Source organism: Paenibacillus sp. 37, from assembly GCF_008386395.1.
Classification (GTDB): domain Bacteria; phylum Bacillota; class Bacilli; order Paenibacillales; family Paenibacillaceae; genus Paenibacillus; species Paenibacillus amylolyticus_B.
This window is the reverse complement of record NZ_CP043761.1, coordinates 1,068,401-1,091,288: the sequence shown is the minus strand read 5'-3', so window position 1 is coordinate 1,091,288 and position 22,888 is coordinate 1,068,401. Positions and strand designations below refer to the sequence as shown.

The window sequence follows — 22,888 nt, the reverse complement described above, 5'->3', positions numbered from 1 at the left end:
ATAATTTTAGTTTTTTTCCCAACAGAACCTGCAATATATACCTTTGTCTTGTAACCACTTCTAGTTAAAATCCTTTCAGCAAATGAATGGACAACTTACTATTGCCATAAGGAATTAATTCAGTTATATTATTAATTAATTGATCAGTTAATTAATTAATTGTAATGATGAGAGGAGAATTCATTTGGCCAGACCGGTTAATGAGGAAAAGAGACTCGAGCGGCGTAAACGAATCCTAAAAGAAGCCGTGATCCTGTTTGCCGAAGGCGGATATTCCAATACCACAACGGCTATTATTGCAAAAACTGCAGGAGTAACTTCCGGAACCATCTTTCAATACTTCCCAAGCAAAGAAGCTCTGTTCCATGCCGCTGTACTTGAACCGCTTGATGATATTCAGAAGAAATCACTTGCTTCTCTACAACAAAAAGGAACACCAGGTACGCTGATTAAAAACATGGTAGAAGAACAATTCAGTCATATTTACTTCTATACCAATGAGCTGCGACTTGTTCAATCTGTCTTGGGGCAACGAACCCGATTTCCCGAACTTACACAGAAGGTTCTTGAAAGCATTAAAATAATGACCGATACGATTGAATCTGTCTATACAAAGGGACAAGCCATGGGGGAGTTCAACAAAAACTTCTCTCCAGCGATGATCTCTCGAAGTTATATCTCTTTTTTGAATGGAGTAGCTTTAACTCTCGGAGATGACATCCTTCATCATCCTGAGTGGGAGAATCTGAAGGGACATGCCTTTTATCTGTTTGCACCCATACAACACGAAGAAACACTGGAGGAATCTCAATGAGTCAATCATCTTTACCCCCTGTTCTGACCTTTAAAGGTCGTATGAAGAAACACAAGAAACTATTATGGGGCCTGGGGATAGCACTTGTGCTTATTGTCTCTCTTGTATTCTTTGTATCCTATAAAGTAGTAGACACGTTATTACACCATCCACGAGATACCAATGTCAGCTACGAGTTGAATATGGAGAAAACACCTTACGAAGAAGTCGAATTCAAGAGTATGAAAAATGATAATACGATTCGAGGAACTTTCTTTCCAGCGAGTATATCTTCAGGCACAGCAAGTAACAAAACAATTATTGTCGTGCATGGGTATACGAGTAATCGTTTAGTCAAAGGTCGTACTCCCAAGTTGGTAGAACATTTCGTTCCAAAGGGGTATAACGTACTGGCCTTTGATCTCAGCTCACAGGGTAAGTCCGATGGGAATTTGATTACGCTGGGACTACATGAGAAATACGATTTATTTGGGGCTGTAGACTATCTAAAATCCAGAGATCATGCGGGAGACCATATTGGAGTTATCGGCTTCTCTATGGGGGCTGCTACTTCTCTACTGGCCACAAGTGAAAGTGATGATATCCAGGCTGTAATTGCAGATAGTCCATTTCGTAATGCCGGTTTATTTCTGAGAGAGGGCCTGCCATTCTTCTCAGGTTTACCTGCATTCCCTTTCAGTTATACATCGACATGGATGGCGGATTGGGTCTTTAACGTTGATCTCGATTCCGTATCACCCATGGACGCGGTTAAAAAGATGCAAGACAAGCCCGTTATGCTCATTCACGGTACTGGGGATCAGCAAATAAGTTATAAAAATACAGAAAAGATCTATGAGTCCTTAAAAAATAATCCCAATGCAGAAGTATGGTATCCTCAAAATACGGAACACATTGATGCGATTAATCATTATCCTACTGATTATTTCCAAAGAGTAGATCACTTTATGGATAAGTATGTAGGACAATAAATTGAATACCAAAAAACTATTAACACAAAGAACATCCCGGCTCGAATACCACCGCCGGGATGTTCTTTGTTACGTATTATCGTACATCTATATATTACAAATACTAAACGGTCCGTCCATTCATCTTTCTGAATCGAATCAGGGACCAGATGATCAGCACCGCGAGCACGGCAAGACAGATGCTAATGCTGAACCGATTACCCTCATCAAACACAAACATCACCGCAATCACACTGAGACATAGTACCACGACTCCGGTTATATAAGGGAATCCCCAAACTTTGAAGGTCGGTTGAACCGGATATTTCTTCCGCAGTTTCAACTGGGATGAGGCAATACAGATCCACACAAGAATCACGACAAACCCCGGAACTGCGAGCAATACACGGAACAGTTGATCCTGCGCGAACAGGCCAAGCAAGGAACCTCCGAGCAAAACTACTGAGCACACCAGAAGTGTGTTAATAGGGCTACCGTTGCGATTCGTCTTTGACAATGCCTTCGGAGCTTCCCCGCCCACTGCCATGGAGTGCATCATCCGGGATGCACCATAGATCCCTGAATTTGCAGCAGACAGAACTGCCGTCACCAAAATGAAGTTCATTATGTGTGCTGCTCCCGGCAGTCCCGTGGAGGCGAGCACCTGTACAAACGGACTGCTCTCCGGCCCAATTTCATTCCATGGGATAAGACCACAGATGATGAGAATTGGCAAGGTGAAGAACAGAATAATTCTGAGCATGAAATTGCCCACGATTTTGGGCATCACTTTTTCTGCATTCTCCGTCTCGGTCAGGGTCAGACCAATCAGCTCCGATCCCCCATAAGAGAACATGACCACAAGCAGTGCCGAGAAAATCGATGACCATCCGTTCGGGAAGAACCCGCCTGCTTGCGTATAATTTTGCAGATATGGAGTGTTATCACTTGGGATAATGCCAAAGATCAACCCGGCACCCAGGAAGATAAAAATAATGATCATGGCAATTTTGATTCCGGCCAGCCAAAACTCAAATTCCCCGAACACACCTACACTTAACAGATTAACGAGTATAATGAACGCCGCACAAGCCAGACTCAGCATCCACAGCGGTACTTCCGTGAACCAATACTGCAAAAAGCTCCCGGCAGCAATCACCTCAATGACACATACCGATAACCACAGAAAGCAATACATCCATCCCATAACAAAGGATACTCGGCTACCAAATGCCTCCTGCACGAAATCTTTCATATTTTTGTTCTTGTACACCGTAGCCATCTCTGCCATCGCGGCCATAACAACCAGCAGCAATAATCCAGCAAAAATGTACGTGACAATAACGCCCGGACCTGCGAGTCCGATCGTCTCTGCACTGCCTTTGAAAATCCCTGTTCCAATGACACCACCCATAGCCATAAAACTGATGTGTCTTGGTTTAAGCTTCTTCTGTAGTGTTCCTTCTGTCTGAGCCAATTCAAATCCTCCTGATGTAAAAAACGTCTGTACTGCTGTCTTGTTTCATAGACATAATGTCCAGTATACCCTATTGTTCATCAATCAGCCCAGTAGTTCCTTATGGCCAATTCATCCCAAGCATACGGACATAATCTATGTTTTATACCCCACAATGGCATGAAGCAATCTGTATACAACCCAGCTGATCAAACTATACCCTGCCCCATAGATGAACCAAGCGCCTATGTTACTACCCAATGTTGAAAGATCACTCGCGATATACAACAAAGGCAACATAAAAGAAATAACTAGCGCTACCCAGAGTCTAAACCATTTGGCAAAATAACTGCCTACTCCAAGCACCACAGCAATTATAGGACATAACACCAAGACGGCAAACAGCGGATTCATCTGATCCAACCACCAATATATCATCCACGGCTCCCTCCACCCTTTTCATAGCATGGTCCATGTTACATCATTGCGTGTATTCTACTCCTTTTCCAACTTTAAAAATGTACGATATGTTGCAAAAAATAAAAAACCAGTATCCTGTAAAAAACAGAATACTGGTTTCTCACGTAAATCCATTTAGATTGTTTTCGTCATAAATGCGCTGTTTGGGTCCAATGTATAATCCGCGAATGGTTCGCAATATTCGAATCCGAAGTCTTCGTACAACTTCCGTGCCGGAATAAACGAATCCATGGAGCCCGTCTCCAGACTGACTCGCTTATAACCACGTTCTACAGCAACGTCCATAATGTGGGCCAAAATTTTTCTTGCTACGCCTTTTCTCAGATGAGCCGAAGCGGTACGCATCGATTTCAATTCTGCATGCGCTGGATCAAGTTCTTTGATAGCCCCGCAACCGAGCAAGTCTTCCCCTTCCCACGCACACCAGAATGTAATTTCAGGTTTCTTAAGCCCATCCAGATTCAACGCATGAATACTCTCCGGAGGCGAATCCGCTGCCATCCCTTGCAAGTGCTCTGCAATTAATGTCTTCACTTGTACTCCAGTTAAATCATCCACTTTGATCTCCAAAACGTATCACTCCTGCCGACATTTTTATTGGTTCTATCACTGAATGTATATCGATTAACTCATATTACTACCGTGTTAGGTTTTATGACAAGAGGTTACTTATATCCACTGAAATACGCTATTGTGATTCACCTATAATTTCCAGTATGATGAGGCTATCAGATGCCAAAGGGGCGAGGTCTATTGCGAATTATACATAGAGTTAAATGTGAAACTAAGGTGAAGCTAGCTTAACTTAATTTAAAGGAGACCCCTATGACACTAACTACGGACAACCTGTTTTATAGCAAACGATTAAAAATGACTCCCCCACGTCCTGAAGACGTGCAGACCATGCTGCAATGGAACGAAGACCCGGAGTACCTTCGGAATGTGGATACTGATCTTGCCATTCCCTATTCAGAGAAACAGTTGGAAGATGAGGGCGAAACGAAGAACAAGGAAGTTTACTTCAGACTGCGCACGCATGAAGAGGATACGCTGATTGGTTTTGTCGTCATTCATAGCATTGAATGGAACAACCGCTGCGGACAACTTGCCATTGGCATCGGACTTGCCAAACATCGCAACAAGGGATATGGCACGGAAGCGTTGAATCTAATTTTACGATATGCATTCCATGAGATGAATCTGGACCGGGTTGGTCTCGATGTCATCGCTTACAACGCCAAAGCGATTCGCTCCTATGAGAAGGCTGGTTTTCAGTTGGAAGGACGGGCACGTTCAGCTGTATATCGTGATGGCAAGCGTTACGACCGCTTGATGATGGGAATCCTGAGACCAGAATGGGAAATACACAATCAGATCCATACGGAGGGTGAACATGCATGACCAAGAATGTAGAAGTTACTGCGTTTATTGAACAGATTCAGATCCCCTGGCAAATACAAGTCGCTGAACAATTGCGACAGTTGGTCCATGATACCATCCCTGACGTACAGGAACGTGTGCAATACAAGAAACCTCATTTTTTGAAAAATGGAAAGTACGCTGCGGTCATCTCTCCATCCAAACAGGCCGTTTCCTTCACGATCTTTCATGCAACCGGACTTGATCTACCCGATGGCATATTTGAAGGCCCGGAAGAACGCAAAACGATCAAGCTCAAGGAAAAAGATACACCGGACTATGAGTGGCTTGCTGGACTGCTGAAGCAGGCATCTGCGGACTTGTAGAGGATGTAGTCAGGAGACGCATATGAAGCAGTAGTAACTCAGGTGGTACAATGTGGGCGCGGTAATGAACAGGTCGTGTGTATGGGGTAAGTTTAGGTTCGGGTTTGGGCCAAGCGCTAACGAATCGGATACACCTTATATCGCAGTTATACAGGCATATGAAATTTTAACGAATCTCAGCATTCTTATTACAGACAAAACCTCTGATTTGCTTCGAAAAAACCTGGGATAAGAAGCAATAACGTAGCTACGATTCGTTAGAATTCTACCGAGCTGCTAATTCGCCCAATTAGACGTGCTAGGTTCGTTAGATTGTGTGCGTACGATAAAGCTGCCTAAGCACGTAGAAAAAACACCCCATTGTCACTCTGGTGACTAAATAACATAACCGGCTAACTGTAGCAGATATCTCCCAGCCATCCTGCGCAGGGCAAGCAAAGAGGCATCCCCTGAAGTTCAAGAACTTACGGGATGCCTCTTTGCTATTGTCTGCTACGACTGTCATTCCAACCCTAACAGCGGTGTAATATTACTAATAAGATGATTGCTAATAATAGCTTTTAATCATAGCTTCCACCATCAAGATTGCTGGTACGATACGGCGGTCATCTGACACGGCTCACATATGAACATGTAATACATACCCTCACCGTATTCCTCAACCTCTCCCCAATCTAGTTGTGCGACAGCCTTCATTCTCACGGAACAGCTTGGACATGTTGGATACTCTGCATCCTGAACCCATCCTGGATGGCCGCCGACCTGAGATAACGATGGCTCCATCCCCCACTCACTGGCATGGAAAGCATGACGCGATGCATTCGCAATCCGAAACTGCTGGCCAACATCCGGTGCAAGTTTACCATAGTCGTCCTGGTCAATCTCGTCCATTCCCGCAGGCATGATATTATGTGAACTCCATAACGGTTCCCCCGCTGCGTCGAGCTCCATGTAAACCACACCGTAACTGCTGCATATCACGCAAGTCTGTATCTGAAGTCGCTCGGCATGCCAAGACACCTCCTTCAAAGCGGGATGTTTAACATCCAGATTAATTAAGGTGGTTAACGCATTGCCACACCATGGACAACAATTAACGCTAGGGTTCAGAATCGAGAGTGAATTTCCGGTTGACTCCACGTTAGGCGCTTCATTCTCTTTTACTTTATAGAGTGAATAACTTGGGGTGATGAATAACTCCCTGCGCTGCCCGTCTTTTGTAAGCTCCCAACCCGCTTCAGTAGTGTAGTGCTCTGGTGCCACGTACAATTCACTCGCCCAAGATGGAGGAGACTGTCTCCACTGCCGGAACTGCTGCACGACAACATCATCTCCGATATGAGCCAGCATGAGCAATATGTGATTCCGATTCTCATCATCGGTGTTCACCTGCTGCAAGAGACGATCACGATCCTCACCCGAGGCACTTTTATACAAAATGGCAGGATAATAGATCTCCTGTTCCAGCAGCTCAGGAATTTCGGCGGTTAACGATATATCATGGTAGCAGACCAGATATACCAGAATGTCTTTGCCCATATCTTCATCACCTGTACGAATCCGTTGCATCGCATAATCCTTCATCTGATCTTGTTGCTCAACAGACAAAGATAGATATACCTGTTCCTCGGATTGTTCATAGGGTGTATAACGAATTAGTGGATCGCGTACCTGAGGTTCATGCATGATTTTCAAAACTTCGACCGGGTCTGTGATACCTGCATACAAGTTCACGTCACGTCGATTCGCTTCAATGTATCTCTGGCGTTCCTCGCGCTCCATCTCTTGCTTGCAAGGCATGCAATACCCACTTGTTCTGGCAGCCGTTGCTGGCAAAATGGTATTTGGACACCCTTCACGTATACACGGAATTCGTTCTGTCATGTTCCAACCTCCTTCAACTATTGGCAATGGAAAACACGCCACAATGTGACGTGCTTGTCCCCTACTTATATTTAAATACCTGCGTGTCTCATAAAGGAAAATGCGAATCAGTGATGTCCCAGCTGATCCTTGGTGAATTCGTAAAAGGCAAGCGCATCTTCACTGCTGGCAAACCCCGCCTGAGCCATCTTTTCACTGCCGCCACCTTTGCCATTGTAGGCTCCAAGATTGCCTTTGAAGAAAGGTCCACAAGCCCATTCAGGCGGCTGTCCGTTCTGTGCCAGAACAACTTTGGCCTCTGAGATACTGGCAAAGAGTACAAGGCCTTCATGGTCTGCCGTCAGCTTGGTGGCAAGGCTCTGCATATCCTTGAGCGATTTGTCTTCAAAGACCTGCGCAATCACCAGCCCCTGCCGGGCGGCCAGAAGTTCCTCCGCATAATAGGCATCGTTCGTTGTTTTCACTGCATTCAGCTCGGTTTGCAGCTGTTTTTGCTCCAGCTCCATTTTCTCAATGCGCTCCAATAACTCGTCCTTACTGGTCTTTAATTTAACCATGATGCTGTTGAGCACGTTTTGTGTAGCTGTGAATTCATTCAGCGCCCTTGTTCCACATTTGAAATAAATGCGGGTGCCGCCCTTCACTTTTTCGGTTTTCAACAGTTTGATGATCCCAATCTCGCCTGTCGCCGACACATGGGTTCCGCCGCAGGCGTTATACTCCACACCCTCGATCTCGACGATACGAATGCCTTCCGTTACCGTAGGCTGCTTCACCAGTGGCAATTGTGCTGCCTCTTCTGCTGTAACCCAGGACGTGTTGATGCGAGCGTTACGATAGATCTGGCGATTCACTTCTTGTTCAATGGCGGTCAATTGATTCGCTCCCAGTTCAGGCGCAGCCACATCAATCGTGTCATACTCCGTTCCAAGATGGAAACTGAGCGTCATCGCTTCAGTCAGCTTCAGAGTGATTGCCGATAACAAATGCTGACCCGTATGCTGCTGCATATGATCGAATCTGCGCTCCCAGTCAATCTCACAATGTACCTCAGTCTGTTCAGGGGCGCGTTCCAGCTTATGCCACACCTCGCCATCTTCAATGTTCACATCCAGAACTGCGATGCCACCAATCTGTCCCAGATCACAAGGTTGTCCGCCACCATGCGGGTAAAAAGCAGTCTCCGCCAGTGTGACATATATACCATCTTCCTTGTCCACTCTGCCTGTAACCGTTGTATGCCAATCTCTTGTATAAGCAGAGTCATAATAGATTTTTTGCGTCATTGAATCATCCCGATCCCTTCTCGTTCAAATGGTTTTTTACCGATCTGCACCTAACCTCCAGATTACACTATCTGGAACTGCGAATCCAATTTAAGGCACACAAGACCGCTCCTCCATATCAAAAAGACCACTCTGTAAGCCAAGCTACAGAGCGGTCCCCTTACTTATATCCACGTTTAATGTAACGTTGGATATGGTTTGACCCATGATTACACCGGAATGGAGATTGCAGTTATATTACTTATTATAGACACAAGAGCGAAGCAGACAGAAAGGACCTGAAGAAGCGAAGCGTGCTCCTTTATCACCGGATTTCTCCCTTCGAGGGGGAAAATCATCAAAATCCGGGGATAAGAGAGATCGAAAGGTTTTCTGTCTGTGTAGTTCCTGAGTGTCTAAATCAAGTATGGTCTGCAATCGGAGTGGTCAAGTGTAATCCTAGGTGCATTCCATATCTTTTTCACATTAAACCAAATTCCAAAACAGTGCGGTATTCGCCACCGTAACCATGGTGAACAATAATGTGTTCACAAATGCGGCGAGCCATACGTTATTCGTTTTTTCAAACAATTTGCGTGCATACACGGCAGCGATGATGAGACAAGGCACCAGTGCAAAGAGCAAAATGCCATTCAATGCCTGACCTGGATACAACGCCACACCTGTCATAAAGTCTTTGCCGTATTGCACTAGCAACCACAGCACCAACCCGCCAACATTCAGTACCATGGCCAGGAACATGCCCCCACGTTTGCCACGTGTATTGGCATTCAGGGCAACCGCGCTGACAAAGTAATATATCAGGAAAAACGGGGTATAACGCAATGCGGTAATGAAGTGTTCACTCTCAAACGTACGGACCGCAAACGTCCAGATTCGGAAATCTGTTCCGAAGATCGCCTGTACTACGAATAACAATGCGTACCCAATAACTACCGCAAGTACTGCAGTTACCAAGCTGGCAATTATCGTAACAGGGTTCAGGCTGATACCATAATCGCTGAAACGAGTTCCAGCATCCTTTTTAGAGAAATAGTGGAATGCAAAGGTTACCAGGATCATAATTAAGGCCGATACCAACGCCCAGTACACAATCTGATTTGTTGTTGGTTCATTGAAATACGAACTTGTAACCACAATCTTATCTGCATAGTTGAAGATGACCCACATTACCAGAGATACGATCGTGAGAAGCACACTGCCCACCGCAATATTGTTTACCCGACGGCTTGCGGTATAGTTGTTTCTTTTGCTTCCAGCCACGACGAATCCAATAATGGCACCAATCACACTTACGATCAGCAAAATCAGAGCAATGATGCGGAGTACATTCAGTCCGCTCGCCTCTTTATCCATTAAGGTAGGGAACAAGATTGCTGGGATCAATGTGCTGAATGCAATAGCGAGCCAATACATTGTTTTTTGTTTCCCATTGACCGCTGCGGACACGGTTGCAATCTCACCTGTTGCCGCGTTACGCAAGAACGGAAGTCTGAGCATCAACGTAATCAGCGGAACAATCATCAGGAAGAACCCGATCAGAGCGACAAAATTAAAGGCTTCCTTAGCCCACCAGATCTGATTACCGGAATCCAGATTCACATTTGTCTGGTTGGGTGAGGTCACACCATTGAATGCATGCGTGTAAAAGTCGATCAAATGACCGGTCGTTGTTCCCGAGAAATGGTTCCATGGGTGTGTTTGATTCGGTGTATACATAATGTGTTCACCCGTCTGAGAAGCACGTACCACCTTACCATCCACGGTTAGATCACCGGATGTTACTTCTTTAAATTGGTCCGTCTCGCCTTTTGGCACATCTGGCTTAAGTCCAAGGAAAGCTTTACCCGAAGCAGTTGCAGCAAAGTCCTTACGAGTTACGGTACCTTGCACTTCTTTCTCTGCCGCTGTTTTTTCTTCATCTGATTTGTTGAAGAAGAATTCGTCATACTTACCTGCAATCATGCCTACAGTCCGGCTGCCATATGCTGCTTGAAGCTGATCTTGAGGTGCAACAGCTGCGGCGTAGGAGAAATCCGAACCAACGGAGATACCTGTATAGATCATGCGGTATCCGGTTTGCAGGGAACTCATCTCATCCATGTACATGGATAGCAATGTTGAGAACCCACCCATGGAATGACCGCTAACTGCGACATAGGCATTGCCTTGCTCATCTTTTTTGGTGAAGTCCTGCTCATAGATATATTTGGCGGCATCAAATTGCGAGTAGATCCAGAACGTGCCAAACAGGTCCTTCACAGGAATATCTGCACTCCAGCGAGAATCGCCATGGTCGTACATGTCCAGTGCAAGCACGATGTAACCGCGTCGTGACATTTCAATGGCAGGTGCATCCTGCATTTCTTTGGTATTCAGATACCCGTGAGTTGTAATAATAACTGGACGTTTGTCATCTGCACCCGCGCCTTTAGGCATGTAGAGCAGGCCTGACAGTGTTCCGTGCTCAGCTTGGAATTTGATCTCTTTGACCTTCACGGAATAGAAGGACGTATTGAACATTCCGGCAAACAAGCTACCGAAAATAACCAGAACTAGTGATAAAACCAGCAAGCCCTGCGGTTTTTTCAAGAATGATGTGACTGTTCTCATAGAAAACTCCTTTAATAAATATAAAATGTTAGATAAATAAATGAACATATGCGTGAAAAAATAAGATATACCCATTGATGTAAATGATAACATGTAAAACTTGACTTAATATGGCCTAAAAAAGGCACACATAAAGACGCCGGACATCCGGCGCCGTTACCTGTGTCAATCACTGCATATCATATTGAATTTTGGATGATTGAAACCAATCTTACTTCATAGACTCGGACAGCTCTGTGAAAATAACACCCAGCGCATACGCGCCTGCATCCGGGTAGCCCAGACTACGATCGCCGACGGCACCTGCACGTCCCATACGTGCTACGATGTCTTCGGTTTTCTTCGCACCTTCAACGGCTGCTGCTGCACCTTTGGCAAATGCGGTTTTGAAGTCATCGCCTGACTCCGCACTTTGTGTCCAGGAATCGGCACACGGAACAAGTGCATCGATCAAGGTTTTATCACCTACAACGGCGCCACGTCCGAAGGAACGCTCTCCAGTAGACTGAATCCCTTGCACGGCTGCATGGATCATCTCAGCGAATTCAGCAACGTTTAATTGCTGTTTATCCCCTACAGCTTTGCCAGCTGCACGGAATGCCGAACCCCAGATCGGGCCGGATGCGCCGCCACAATATTCCATGATGACCAAGGAACATGCATCCAGGAACGATCCGATGTCTTTTTTATCTTCGTTAATGATGTGGTTCCATTCGCGTTTCAACTGGCGGAAGCCTTTTGCCACACTCATACCAAAATCGCCATCACCGGCATGGGAATCCAGTTCACAGAACGGTACTTCGTTCTTGATGATGATCTCACCCATTTTATCGATCAGGTAGACGACATTGTCCAGTGAAAATTGATTGACTTTGATTACCGCAGCTGATGCATCCGTCTCCACTTCGTAAGATACGGGAGCGTCTTCACCCACAACAGCCTCAAGCGCTTCGGAATACGCCACTTGTGCTACTGGAGGGCCAGATACTTTAAATGCAGGTGTATCACTTTCCTTGAACAACAGCGTTTTTAGTTCATCATCCAGTTTCAGGATCGTAACCGATGCACCCGCCATATCGATACTTGTCATGTAGTTGCCTACAAACGTAGTAGCGACCTTCAGACCTGCATGTCCAGCAAGCTCACGCTGAACGGAATTGTTGAGCAGGTAAAGTTCTTGCAGTGGCGTTGCACCAAAACCATTCACGAGCACCACAATCTCAGCGGATGTATCCTTATCCAGCTTCATATCTGCGAGCAATGCTTCGACCATACGTCCTGCCAATTCATCAGCCGATACGATTTTCTCCCGGCGAATCCCTGGCTCACCATGAATCCCTACGCCGAATTCCATCTCATCTTCAGCAATTTCGAATGTAGGCGTGCCTTTGGCGGGTACGGTACAGGATGTGAATCCAAAACCAATACTGCGCACGTTCTGAGCTGCTTTCTCGGCAACGGATTTCACATCTGCCAGACTGCGGCCTTCTTCCGCTGCTGCTCCGGCAATCTTGTGAACCAATACAGTGCCGGCAACGCCACGACGTCCAACGGTATACAAGCTGTCTTGTACAGCGATGTCATCCTCAACACGCACATATTGTACGTCGATGCCATCTTCTTCAGCCAGATGCGCTGCATTCTTGAAGTTCATCATGTCGCCGCTGTAGTTCTTGATGATCAAAAGTGTTCCCTTATTGCTGGCTGTTGCCTTGATCGCTTGGTATACCTGGATCTGGGAAGGAGATGCGAACACATCTCCACATACGGCTGCATCCAGCATCCCTTTACCCACATAACCTGCGTGAGCCGGTTCATGTCCACTGCCGCCGCCACTGATCAGGCTGACTTTATCAGCCTGGATCTCTCTGCGTTTGATGACTTTATATTTTTTCAGAAATTCAAGCTCCGGGTGTGCAAGCGCAATCCCGTTGCACATTTCCATAACAACATGTTCGGCCTGGTTAATAATTTTCTTCATTATTTTACCTCCCGGCGAGCTGCTTTGTACTCACGACCCATGCGGTCAGCCGCTGCTATGGCAGCAGCCACTTCAGGAACAGTGATTGGGAACGGCATGGCGTGAATGGATTCTTCCGGAATACAAGCGATCTCGGCAACTTTCAACAACTCTTCCTGACTAATCGTGTCTACACCGATATCCGCCAAGCTGATCGGCAGTCCCACTTCAAGACAGAAGTCCATGACTTCATGCAACTCTTCGGTTGGTGCATTTTCGAGTACAAGTTGTGCAATCGTACCGAAGGATACTTTTTCACCGTGGAAGAAATGATGTGTGCCTTCCAGAACAGTCAAACCGTTGTGGATCGCATGTGCTGCGGCCAGACCGCCACTTTCGAATCCAAGACCTGACAACAGAATGTTGGTCTCAACGATGTTTTCCAGCGCTTGTGTCACAACGTTACTGTCGCTCGCTACTTTTGCTTTTGCACCGTCAGTCAGCAGCATTTCATAACACAGTTTTGCCAGTGCAAGTGCAGCATTTGTACCTACTGCAGATGGTGTGTATCCTTCGCGGGAACCCATTGGCAGACTTGCGTTTACACGGGAATAGGATTTCGCTGTTGCTCTTGCTTCGAAGTATGTAGAGAGCGCATCTCCCATACCGGATACGAGGAAACGTGTTGGTGCATTAGCAATTACCGTTGTATCAACGAGTACCACACTTGGGCTTTGTTTGAAGTAAGCATAGTCATCGAAAGAACCATCCGGTGTGTACAATACAGCCGAGTGACTTGTCGGTGCGTCTGTTGCCGCAATCGTTGGGCAGATGATCAGTGCTTCGCCTTCAGCTACACATTTCGCAGCATCGATCGCTTTACCGCCACCAAGACCGATGGTAGAGTCACATCCTTTTTCCTTCGCGATCGCTTGCAGACGAGCAACTTCCTCACGGGAACATTCCCCTTTAAAACCGCTTTCAACAAACGTAATATTAAATTTCTCTGCTGTTGCATCAAGCTTTGCTTTGACACGCTGTACATCATCCGGATGTGCAATCAGCAAGGCCGATTCTCCGAAGGATTTAACAAAGTACCCCAGGTTCAACAACTCGTCTTCGCCTTGTACATATTTAGTTGGGCTGATAAATGCTTTTCTCATAATATTATATGCCTCCTAAGGATATGAAATCGTGTAGTGATTACATCAAATTTTAATTTCTTACAATTGACCTTAATATAACGCATGAGCGGCAGGTTTACAGTGGACTTTGATAACAAATTATTATAATTTACAATCGTAATTTTTTGCTTTTTAGCGCAATCATGGTATGTTATTGTCATGAGATGGTTGAATTTTGACCTCCCATTATACATTACCCGTCATCATTACATCTTAATATGTACAACTTGCTAACTTTTAACGGCCTAAATTATGAATCAGGTTAGCCTATGGAGGTTGCACCAATGATCAAAGAATATCTGCATATCAATAAAATTCTCGACCTTAATAAATGGAAGCGTCTACAAGATTCTCTCGCAACAGTAACCAAACTGGCGATCCTCACCGTGGATTATAAAGGCATTCCCGTAACCAGTCATAGCAGCTGTCAGGCTTTCTGCCAGAATGTGCGTAAAGACCCGGAGCTTCTCCCCTACTGCCAAAAATGTGATTCACGCGGTGGTCTGGAAGCCGTTCGATTGAACGAGCCTTATGTGTATTTATGCCATTTCAATATTATAGATATCGCGATTCCGATCACAATTGATGGCAAATATATCGGCGCTGTCATGGCAGGACAAGTGAAACTCGCCGACCCCGAAAAGGGTAGCGACTTGGAGCAAATTGTCACGTCCAAAAACGTACCCATGCATGCAGCCAAGCTGGAGGAATTAAAGGACGATTACGCCCAGCTGCCTGTCATGACCTATGAAGAGATTGTGAAAATCTCCAACATGTTATCCCTGCTCTGCAACTACATTGTGGAAGAAGCACTCAACAAAAATCTGTTAGTGGAAATGTTCGAGAAAGCTTCAGGCAATCAGGAGTCGTTAAACCTCTCCACCATTCTGCCTGGGTACTCCATTCGCAATATCGAGTCGATCAAAAAAGAGATGACCAATGCGATTGCAGATGCCTATCTCAAGAACAGCCCAAGTGATGCGGAAAGCTCCAGTCCGGTGCTTCAGCCTGCTTTTGAATACATTCACAGTCACAAAAGCGAACAGGTTTCGCTCAAACATATGGCTGATCTATGCCACCTGAGTCCGAGTTATTTCAGCAGACTGTTTGCCAAGGAAACGGGTGAGAACTTCACAACCTACCTTGCAAAACTCAAGATTAAGTGGGCCAAGCAATTGCTGGAGGTCACCGACATGCCTGTCTCACAGATCAGTGACGAGCTGGGATTCAATGAATCGGGATATTTTATCAAAATATTCAAAAAGTTCGAGGAAATTACGCCTGCTCTCTATCGCAAATACCTCCAGGAGAAAATGTAGATTCACTGATACTTTTTTCGTATCAAAGATGAGGTTAAAAGATATTTCACCTATTAATCTGCCATTGCTACAATGGAGTCCAGATGACTTAGGGAGGCGACATGAATGGAATATCGTAAATTAGGAAACAGTGGATTAACCGTTCAGTGAGATTTCACTCGGCAACTGGATTACGCATGGAGCGCAAGTCGAGGATGGAATAGCAGAAGCTTGTGTGCGAACGGCATTGGAGACAGGTATTACCACATTTGATACCGCAGACGTGTACTCCAATACCAAGGCAGAAACCGTACTGGGACAAGCACTTAAGGATATACGAAGAGAGAGTATTGAACTGTGCACCAAAGTCTGTCACCCAACCGGCACAGGTCATAATGACCGCGGACTTTCACGTAAACACATCATGGAAGCCTGCAATGGTTCATTACGGCGGCTACAGACTGATTATATCGATGTCTATTACGCTCACCGTTATGATTACAACACTCCGCTGGAAGAGACGTTTCTGGCATTCTCCGATCTGGTGCGTCAGGGCAAGGTTCATTACATCGGGGTGAGTGAATGGAACGCAGATCAGATTGCAAGAGGAGCCGCTTTGGCGCGGGAACTTCATGTCCCCTTCATTGCAAGTCAGCCCCAATATTCAATGTTATGGCGTGTGATTGAGCAAGAAGTGGTACCTGCAAGCGACCAAACAGGACTTGGACAGATTACATGGTCTCCTCTGGCTCAGGGTATACTATCAGGCAAATATGCGCCTAACGCAGCATTGCCCACCGGATCACGCGCAGCTGCTGAGGCAGGAGCACCATTTTTCAATAAACTGGTCGGACAGTGGTTACGTGAAGAAGTTCTTACCGCTGTGCAACAGCTTGTTCCACTCGCTAAAGAGATTGGTCTAACTCTTCCTCAACTCGCTGTGGCGTGGGTTCTACAGCATACGTATGTTAGTTCCGTCATTATCGGTGCATCCCGACCGGAGCAGGTATTGGAAAATGTAAAAGCCTCCGGTGTGAAACTGGACTCTGCGATCATGACTCGTATTGATGAAATACTGAATCCGTGGATTGAACGTGATCCAGCCAAGACGGGATAGTTTCTTTTTTTACTACTCACAACATACTAAGTTGAACTAATCATTTACACGAAAACGGAGAGGACAGAAAAAACCTGAAAAAGCGGAGCTAAAAGCTTTCTGCAAGAAAGCTACTTCGGAAGCATACACTTCGCCTTTAGCACCAGATTTCCCCTTGAGAAAAGGGATCGAAAAAATCTGGGGATAACAGCGATTGGAAGGTTGTTCTGTCATCGCAGTGTAAGTGTAAATAACCTTTAGTGCAACTCATATTCCCCCTCAACAATGTCCATAAACCGGGATACCACTTCCTGATTCATATCCGTCCGCCATGCCGTATACAACGGTACGGAGGGCGGATTTTCTTGTAATGGAAGAAAGACCACACCCTTTCGCTGGAACACATCCACCGAGGAGGGAACAATGGAAATACCCATGCCCGCTGCAACGAGATTCACAATCGTATACATTTGGATCGCTTCCTGCGTAATTCGAGGGTCTACACCATGCTCCCTGCAATAATCCAGAACGAGACGATGGAACGGAGAACCCAGATGCCTTGGGAATAAAATAAAATCTTCATCCGCCAGTTCTCGAATTGAAACTTGAGTCTGAGAAGCCATCGGGTGATGATCTGGCAATACGGCAATCAACGTTTCCATCTGACAGGGACGGAACGAGACATGACGAGTATCTTCCTGATATCTCAAAAATCCAACATGGATCTGTCCGTCTTCCAATGCCTGTAATTGTTGGGACGAAGTCATCTCACGTAATGTCAATTCAATCTGCGGATACGCAGTGCGAAATTTTCTAAGCACCTCCACCATGATCCCGCCCGAAGCGGAATCCACGAAGGCTACGGATATATGCCCAATGATGCCCTGATCTGCCTTTTGCGTAAGCTGAATGGATCGTTCGAGCTGGGCCATGATGAGTCTGGCCTGTTCCAGAAATATGGCACCTGCTGGCGTCAAACGAACCATTTTTCTCGTGCGCTCCAATAACTTTACGCCAAGCTCTTCCTCCAGATTTTGAATCTGCTGGCTCAGGGGTGGTTGCGTCATGTTTAATTTTTCCGCTGCACGGTGAAAATGAAGTTCCTCCGCCACAGTGATAAAATATCTTAACTTACGAATATCCATAGGTCTGTTGCGCTTCCTTCCGTCTCCCTGTTAATTCATCTGTTCCTGTACCCAGATCGCGGACTCCGTCAGCTGCGTCATTAAATCAATAAAGTCTACTGCAATCTCTCGAATTGGCGTATCTCCTGCATCATGGATCAACATCAGGATCTTGCCCGAAGTCTGATCCAACATAGCCATACTTCCTTCACCAAATCCACCAATGGGAAACGGCTGGATATCCGCTGGAAGCTCGTACTCCTTCTCCACTTCACGGTAGACTTCCAGAAACTCGGGATAAGCCCAGCTTAGTTCTTTCACCGAATACAAGGCAGGATCGCCGAAATTACATGCACCGAATTCAAGCAAAAGCGCGCGATACGCTGCTGGCAGTCTCACGTTATGCTTTTGCTCAAAATCCTCAATGCTCTGTTGTGTTTCAGGAGTACACCCTTCTCCCATTGTCGTATCGTAAGCCTTCACCAAAAGATCACGAATCGGTTCTAATTCTATCGACTTCACTTGAACTCCCTCCTTAGACATGTGTTGAAGAAACGCTCTCATACAACTTACCATACAGTCGAGCATTAAGATTAACTTCTTATCTCACCTGTGTACGCAACTCTTGATCCAGCCATTCCAGTGCTGCACGCAGCTTATCCTGGGGAAGTTTCTCATAACGATCACCCGTAGACAATTCAAAGGCACAGCTGTTCCCACTCGTCTTGTTCAGATATGAAGTCATTCCTATACCAAACCGCTGAGCCATTTGCACAAGGATTGGTTCAACTTCGGTAGCACCGAGCGCAAGATGTACATGGAACATATTGGATACCGGGACTTCGGGCAATGTATGTATCCCGTGACATGCATTCAATAGAGATGCCAGTTCTTTAGCCTGCTCATAATAAAGCTCCATTTTGCCAATCCGTTCATTGAAATAATACTGGGAACTCAGAATATACGGATACAGGCCGATCAGATCACCGCCGTGCCGCCGTTTCCATACTTTCGACTCTTGCATCACATCCGTGTCCCCGGCCAATATGGCCCCCGCAATGCCCCCGATTCCTTTGTAAAAAGACACATACACCGTATCAAACAGACTGCAAATCTCCGCAGGCGTTTTCTCGTAATAGGGAGTAATCTCAAACAGACGTGCCCCGTCCATATGCAGCTTAATCCCGCGTTCACGGCAATAGGCCGAGATCGCTTCCAACTCTTCATACGCTGGCAACTGCCCGCCAATCTCGCGTTGTGGCAGTTCCAACAGCAGGCAGGCAATGTCCTGATCAAGCGCTTGTACATCTTGCAAACGAATCAACCGATCCTTGTCCGCCAGCAAAATCGATTCAATCTGGTGTAACTCTTTCAATCCGTCTTCCTCATGGATTTCCAGATGACACAGAGGGTGGTAAGCTACCCGTTTTACACCTTTGCGGTCACACCAGATCCGTAATGCAATCTGCTGTGCCATCGTTCCGCTTGGGAAAAACACTGCCGATTCCTTGCCAAGAACGTCGGCCATCTGTTGCTGAAATTCTTCGATGATGGAGCCGTTGCCGTAGTGGTCACTGAACACCTCCCCATCCATCTGGTCCAGTACGTTCTGAAGTACCTTCACTTGGCGACTGCCATGACCGCCTACAATAAAATCTACCTGATTAAATGCATCACCCAACGTTAGCGCAGTTTCTTTCAAGATCACTCACTCCTTTATAGTGCATATTCATAAATAGACTTTTGAACAACCTCTTATAGTTCTGGTTCTGTAATAATCTCAACCAGAGCGCTTAGCGCACTTGATATATGTTCACCACGGGAATACACAAATCCTACTTCCAACCGGCAATAGGGATCTGGCAAAGACATCACTGAGATCTCACCTCTTAATTCTGCTTTGGTAACTGAAGACCGCGGCAGCAATGATACACCGAGCCCGGCAGATACTCCATTCAGAATCGTGTCCAGTGTTCCATATTCCATGATGTTAAGCGTGTGGATACCCTGATCTTTCAAAAAGGATTCCGCCTGAGTGCGATGAGTGCATCCAATCTCAAAAAACAACATCGGCCTGGACAATAACGCGTGTATCTCATGCACTCCAGGTTCAGCGATCAACACCAATTCCTCGTCATACATCTTCATATAGTTCAGCTCAGGATGATCGATTGGGCCATATATTAAAGCGCCATGTAATTCATGTTGAATGACCTTCTGGTTCAGCTCATGGGTCCCACCCGTGACAAGCGAATGGTGTACCTCAGGGTAGCATGAACTGTATTCAGCCAAGAGCGGCGTGAGGAAAGTGGAAGCTGCTGTCTCAATGGCACCCAGACGAAGCAGGCCGGACGGCGGGTTACCCACTTGTGTGGCCTGCTCTGCTTCATATAATAATTGCAAAATTCTATCCGCATACACAAGCAGATTCTCGCCCGCTGGTGTAAGAGACATCCCCCGATTGGAACGATGAAACAGCGGTACTTGTAGCTGTGTCTCCAACTGTTTTATTCGTGTGGTCACATTGGATTGTACATAATTAAGTGCGAGTGCAGCTTTACTGATACTACCTTCGCGGGCAACCGCCTGAAATATTTTCAAATCACCTGCATCCATACCTTGATCACCTGCTCGTCGTTATATCGGCATTCTTCATCATCTAATCCATGCAAAGTGTTTATCTATTATTTTCAATGATACTGACAATCATTTTTGTTCATTTTACGTGAATCTGCACCATCTGTACAATGAGGCTCAGTAGTGAAATCTGATTATATCGACAGGAGGAATATTGAATATGAAAGCTATCGTACATTCAGGCCAGAGCGGCCTTGCAGGTCTTCAATATACAGAGTCAACATCTCGGGTACCAGAAGCCGGGGAAGTGCAGATTCAATTAAAATCCGCTGGTATCAACCATCGGGATCTATTCATCATGGCAGGACGCGGAACCCAGGACACCCCGCTCATTCCCGGTTCCGATGGAGCAGGTATTATCGTAGCGATTGGCGAAGGTGTAAGAGCGTTCGCGATAGGAGATGAAGTCATTATCCATCCTACACTCAGTTGGGAAGTTGCAAGTAACGTGCCCATCGTGCCCGATATTGTTGGTGGTCCTACGGATGGAACGCTGGCTCAATATATCACGTTATCTGCTGAAAATGCCCTGCCTAAGCCAGTCCACCTATCTTGGGAGGAAGCAGGCGTGCTGTCCCTTTCGGCGTTGACGGCCTACCGTGCTTTGTTCACTCGCGGTGAACTGAAACAAGGTGAACATATCCTCATTCCCGGTATTGGTGGTGGTGTAGCGACCTATGCCCTGCTCATGGCTGTCGCTGCTGGTGCCAAAGTGACTGTTACCTCCAGAAGTGAGGCCAAAAGAAATGAGGCGCTGCGCTTGGGTGCTACCCATGCACTGGATAGTCATGCCGATTGGTGTATGCAGAACGATCTGGAACCTGTGGACATCATCTTGGATAGCATCGGACAAGCCATGTTCCCGAAATATTTTGATATAATCAGACCAGGTGGACGTATCGTGATGTACGGTGCGAGCTCAGGGGATGATCTGACTGTTCCTATTCGCTCTATCTTCTTCCCGCAGATCAGTCTGATCGGCACCTCTATGGGCAGCCGTGAGGAGTTTGTGCAGATGCTGCGATGGGTGGAGCAGCATGACATACATCCTGTAATCGATAGCATGTATCCGTTGCAGGATGTAGCGAAGGCATTCGAACGCATGGAAAAAGGCGAGCAGTTTGGTAATCTGGCTATACGTATGGAGTGACATCTGTTTTGAGATGGAGCTTCATGAATTGTTGAAAATTGATTTACGATAATTGGGGTGAATCCATTTGACCCGTCTCGCTAAACGTATATTAATTTTTCTGGTCGCTATTATGCTTTTGGCCCAAATTCCTATGTTAAAAGAAACCTTAGCCCGAGGAGTTACTACGTTATATGTGAAGATAAAGTATCCCGAACATTCCTTTCAATTCCAAGACTTCAACTACGAGTCTCATTTCGGGAACTATATCATTTCTTATACTGATCAAGACGAACAACGTATTAGTCTGATGCTTGAGCCCAAATTTTTTCCGGTGCTCATTACGTATGATCCATTGAATCAGCCCATGAAAGACTAGTTTGTTCACACTATGAATCATTCAGGAGGTATCGATATGGACAATAGATTACAGTTGGTCGAATTGGTTCGCAAACTGATGGACTCTGAAGGAACGGAAGCCGAGTTGGATGACATGTTGACGGAGCTACAGCAGCAGGTTCCACATGCGGAGATCAGCAATCTGATTTTTTGGGATGATCGAGACCTGACGCCTGAACAGATTGTAGAGGAAGCGTTGGCAGCTCGTCCGATCATTCTTCCGCCCCCATCTTCATATTCTTCAGGAGGTGAACGGTAGGATATGTCTGACATGTCTGATTTAAATCATAATAACAACAATGGACACCCAGATTTTAACGAAATCAGCGGAGAAGAAAAAATACAGGCATTTCGTGATCTGATTGAGCTGACAGATAGCCACCTTACTCACCAAGTTCTCGCGATTGGCATGGATTCAGCTGAAGAAGATCTCACCCGTATTGAAGCATGGCGAGCTTTAGGCATGGCAGGCTCCTCTGCTCTTCTGGGGGAAATCCTTCATGCTGCCGCGCAACTTGTTCGTGACTCAGAAGAAGATGAGGATGTACAGATTTATGCTTTACAGACTCTGGCCCTATTGCCCATCACAGAAGCCGAGATCCAATTGGCACAGGAAGTTCTGGAGGGACATGCCTACATATTAGTCAGAGGAGCAGCCTTTGCTATTCTTGTTGCACATCAACAAGTTAATGGGGCAACATCCGCGTTAGAATCGCTTCAATCCGATCCTGATTTTGGCTCTTCTGCAATACGGGTACTGCATTCGAAACAAGGAAGTAATAATCAATAAACCAAGTTTACCCTCCCAAATTTCCATAATTTCGTTATAATGG

Annotated in this window: 20 protein-coding genes and 1 pseudogene; 9 read left to right on the top strand and 12 right to left on the bottom strand. The window is 45.9% G+C overall.

All coding sequences use genetic code 11. The features are described 5' to 3' along the window. The first annotated feature begins 184 nt into the window (after positions 1-184). Both F0220_RS04855 and F0220_RS04850 read left to right on the top strand, forming a co-directional pair. Positions 185-814, top strand: a complete 630-nt coding sequence (locus F0220_RS04855) for a TetR/AcrR family transcriptional regulator (protein WP_091015914.1) — start codon at positions 185-187, stop codon at positions 812-814. Beyond that, the gene (locus F0220_RS04850) at positions 811-1,785 is read left to right on the top strand and encodes an alpha/beta hydrolase (protein WP_105601023.1); all 975 of its coding nucleotides are present in this window, start codon (positions 811-813) and stop codon (positions 1,783-1,785) included. Before F0220_RS04855 ends, F0220_RS04850 begins: the two co-directional genes overlap by 4 nt. A gap of 103 nt (positions 1,786-1,888) precedes the next feature. Here F0220_RS04850 and F0220_RS04845 read toward each other — a convergent pair whose 3' ends face one another. The 3 genes from F0220_RS04845 to F0220_RS04835 all read right to left on the bottom strand — a co-directional run bounded on the left by F0220_RS04845 (position 1,889) and on the right by F0220_RS04835 (position 4,270). Next, the gene (locus F0220_RS04845; RefSeq protein WP_143786512.1) at positions 1,889-3,241 is read right to left on the bottom strand and encodes an amino acid permease; all 1,353 of its coding nucleotides are present in this window, start codon (positions 3,239-3,241) and stop codon (positions 1,889-1,891) included. Between the two features lie 135 nt (positions 3,242-3,376). Continuing rightward, the gene (locus tag F0220_RS04840; RefSeq protein ID WP_105601025.1) at positions 3,377-3,658 is read right to left on the bottom strand and encodes a hypothetical protein; all 282 of its coding nucleotides are present in this window, start codon (positions 3,656-3,658) and stop codon (positions 3,377-3,379) included. Positions 3,659-3,814: 156 nt separating this feature from the next. Then, on the bottom strand, positions 3,815-4,270 hold the full coding sequence (locus tag F0220_RS04835) for a GNAT family N-acetyltransferase (RefSeq protein ID WP_091015919.1): 456 nt from the start codon (positions 4,268-4,270) through the stop codon (positions 3,815-3,817). 255 nt (positions 4,271-4,525) lie between these two features. Between F0220_RS04835 and F0220_RS04830 the strand changes: the two genes are divergently transcribed. Together F0220_RS04830 and F0220_RS04825 are read left to right on the top strand one after the other, a co-directional pair. After that, complete coding sequence (locus F0220_RS04830) at positions 4,526-5,101, top strand: GNAT family N-acetyltransferase (RefSeq protein WP_179198498.1); 576 nt, start codon at positions 4,526-4,528, stop codon at positions 5,099-5,101. Further along, positions 5,098-5,445 carry a DUF1801 domain-containing protein gene (locus F0220_RS04825; protein WP_105601026.1) on the top strand — a complete coding sequence of 116 codons (348 nt, stop codon included), beginning with the start codon at positions 5,098-5,100 and terminating at the stop codon, positions 5,443-5,445. Before F0220_RS04830 ends, F0220_RS04825 begins: the two co-directional genes overlap by 4 nt. 579 nt (positions 5,446-6,024) lie before the next feature. On the opposite strand, the gene F0220_RS04820 is transcribed toward F0220_RS04825, so the two are convergent. The 5 genes from F0220_RS04820 to F0220_RS04800 form a co-directional block, all read right to left on the bottom strand. Further along, positions 6,025-7,329, bottom strand: a complete 1,305-nt coding sequence (locus F0220_RS04820; protein WP_105601028.1) for a DUF1963 domain-containing protein — start codon at positions 7,327-7,329, stop codon at positions 6,025-6,027. A 107-nt stretch (positions 7,330-7,436) separates the two neighbouring features. Further along, on the bottom strand, positions 7,437-8,615 hold the full coding sequence (locus tag F0220_RS04815) for an alanyl-tRNA editing protein (RefSeq protein WP_105601030.1): 1,179 nt from the start codon (positions 8,613-8,615) through the stop codon (positions 7,437-7,439). Positions 8,616-9,080: 465 nt separating this feature from the next. After that, positions 9,081-11,207, bottom strand: coding sequence for an alpha/beta hydrolase family protein (locus tag F0220_RS04810; RefSeq protein WP_223199848.1), 2,127 nt, complete (start codon positions 11,205-11,207; stop codon positions 9,081-9,083). 232 nt (positions 11,208-11,439) lie between these two features. After that, the gene (dhaK, locus tag F0220_RS04805) at positions 11,440-13,209 is read right to left on the bottom strand and encodes a dihydroxyacetone kinase subunit DhaK (protein ID WP_105601033.1); all 1,770 of its coding nucleotides are present in this window, start codon (positions 13,207-13,209) and stop codon (positions 11,440-11,442) included. Further along, a complete protein-coding gene (locus F0220_RS04800) occupies positions 13,209-14,351 on the bottom strand; it encodes a glycerol dehydrogenase (RefSeq protein WP_017690500.1) in 1,143 nt (380 codons plus the stop codon). The genes dhaK and F0220_RS04800 overlap by 1 nt, the downstream gene beginning before the upstream one ends. Positions 14,352-14,656: 305 nt before the next feature. On the opposite strand from F0220_RS04800, the gene F0220_RS04795 reads away from it, so the two are divergent. Continuing rightward, a complete protein-coding gene (locus F0220_RS04795) occupies positions 14,657-15,691 on the top strand; it encodes a PocR ligand-binding domain-containing protein (RefSeq protein WP_105601035.1) in 1,035 nt (344 codons plus the stop codon). Positions 15,692-15,796: 105 nt separating this feature from the next. Then, positions 15,797-16,787 (top strand): annotated as a pseudogene (locus F0220_RS04790) (aldo/keto reductase family protein). Between the two features lie 236 nt (positions 16,788-17,023). Here the strand turns inward: F0220_RS04790 and F0220_RS04785 are convergent. The 4 genes from F0220_RS04785 to F0220_RS04770 all read right to left on the bottom strand — a co-directional run bounded on the left by F0220_RS04785 (position 17,024) and on the right by F0220_RS04770 (position 20,506). After that, on the bottom strand, positions 17,024-17,911 hold the full coding sequence (locus tag F0220_RS04785) for a LysR family transcriptional regulator (RefSeq protein WP_105601038.1): 888 nt from the start codon (positions 17,909-17,911) through the stop codon (positions 17,024-17,026). 30 nt (positions 17,912-17,941) lie between these two features. After that, complete coding sequence (locus F0220_RS04780) at positions 17,942-18,412, bottom strand: SMI1/KNR4 family protein (protein ID WP_105601040.1); 471 nt, start codon at positions 18,410-18,412, stop codon at positions 17,942-17,944. Between the two features lie 79 nt (positions 18,413-18,491). Beyond that, positions 18,492-19,592 carry a threonine aldolase family protein gene (locus F0220_RS04775; RefSeq protein WP_105601042.1) on the bottom strand — a complete coding sequence of 367 codons (1,101 nt, stop codon included), beginning with the start codon at positions 19,590-19,592 and terminating at the stop codon, positions 18,492-18,494. 53 nt (positions 19,593-19,645) lie between these two features. Continuing rightward, the gene (locus tag F0220_RS04770) at positions 19,646-20,506 is read right to left on the bottom strand and encodes a LysR family transcriptional regulator (RefSeq protein WP_091015957.1); all 861 of its coding nucleotides are present in this window, start codon (positions 20,504-20,506) and stop codon (positions 19,646-19,648) included. A gap of 181 nt (positions 20,507-20,687) precedes the next feature. Between F0220_RS04770 and F0220_RS04765 the strand changes: the two genes are divergently transcribed. The 3 genes from F0220_RS04765 to F0220_RS04755 all read left to right on the top strand — a co-directional run bounded on the left by F0220_RS04765 (position 20,688) and on the right by F0220_RS04755 (position 22,845). Next, a complete protein-coding gene (locus F0220_RS04765; RefSeq protein ID WP_105601043.1) occupies positions 20,688-21,677 on the top strand; it encodes a quinone oxidoreductase family protein in 990 nt (329 codons plus the stop codon). A gap of 394 nt (positions 21,678-22,071) precedes the next feature. After that, positions 22,072-22,314, top strand: a complete 243-nt coding sequence (locus tag F0220_RS04760; protein WP_105601046.1) for a bacteriocin immunity protein — start codon at positions 22,072-22,074, stop codon at positions 22,312-22,314. A gap of 3 nt (positions 22,315-22,317) precedes the next feature. Beyond that, positions 22,318-22,845 carry a hypothetical protein gene (locus tag F0220_RS04755; RefSeq protein WP_105601048.1) on the top strand — a complete coding sequence of 176 codons (528 nt, stop codon included), beginning with the start codon at positions 22,318-22,320 and terminating at the stop codon, positions 22,843-22,845. Positions 22,846-22,888: the final 43 nt, after the last annotated feature.

Excerpts from the sequence above, each read along its gene's own strand:
- F0220_RS04850 (WP_105601023.1), top strand. The coding sequence starts at position 811 with ATGAGTCAATCATCTTTACCCCCTGTTCTGACCTTTAAAGGTCGTATG.
- F0220_RS04840 (WP_105601025.1), bottom strand. The coding sequence starts at position 3,658 with ATGATATATTGGTGGTTGGATCAGATGAATCCGCTGTTTGCCGTCTTG.
- F0220_RS04830 (WP_179198498.1), top strand. The coding sequence starts at position 4,526 with ATGACACTAACTACGGACAACCTGTTTTATAGCAAACGATTAAAAATG.
- F0220_RS04825 (WP_105601026.1), top strand. The coding sequence starts at position 5,098 with ATGACCAAGAATGTAGAAGTTACTGCGTTTATTGAACAGATTCAGATC.
- F0220_RS04820 (WP_105601028.1), bottom strand. The coding sequence starts at position 7,329 with ATGACAGAACGAATTCCGTGTATACGTGAAGGGTGTCCAAATACCATT.
- F0220_RS04815 (WP_105601030.1), bottom strand. The coding sequence starts at position 8,615 with ATGACGCAAAAAATCTATTATGACTCTGCTTATACAAGAGATTGGCAT.
- dhaK (WP_105601033.1), bottom strand. The coding sequence starts at position 13,209 with ATGAAGAAAATTATTAACCAGGCCGAACATGTTGTTATGGAAATGTGC.
- F0220_RS04800 (WP_017690500.1), bottom strand. The coding sequence starts at position 14,351 with ATGAGAAAAGCATTTATCAGCCCAACTAAATATGTACAAGGCGAAGAC.
- F0220_RS04795 (WP_105601035.1), top strand. The coding sequence starts at position 14,657 with ATGATCAAAGAATATCTGCATATCAATAAAATTCTCGACCTTAATAAA.
- F0220_RS04785 (WP_105601038.1), bottom strand. The coding sequence starts at position 17,911 with ATGGATATTCGTAAGTTAAGATATTTTATCACTGTGGCGGAGGAACTT.
- F0220_RS04770 (WP_091015957.1), bottom strand. The coding sequence starts at position 20,506 with ATGGATGCAGGTGATTTGAAAATATTTCAGGCGGTTGCCCGCGAAGGT.
- F0220_RS04765 (WP_105601043.1), top strand. The coding sequence starts at position 20,688 with ATGAAAGCTATCGTACATTCAGGCCAGAGCGGCCTTGCAGGTCTTCAA.
- F0220_RS04760 (WP_105601046.1), top strand. The coding sequence starts at position 22,072 with ATGGACAATAGATTACAGTTGGTCGAATTGGTTCGCAAACTGATGGAC.
- F0220_RS04755 (WP_105601048.1), top strand. The coding sequence starts at position 22,318 with ATGTCTGACATGTCTGATTTAAATCATAATAACAACAATGGACACCCA.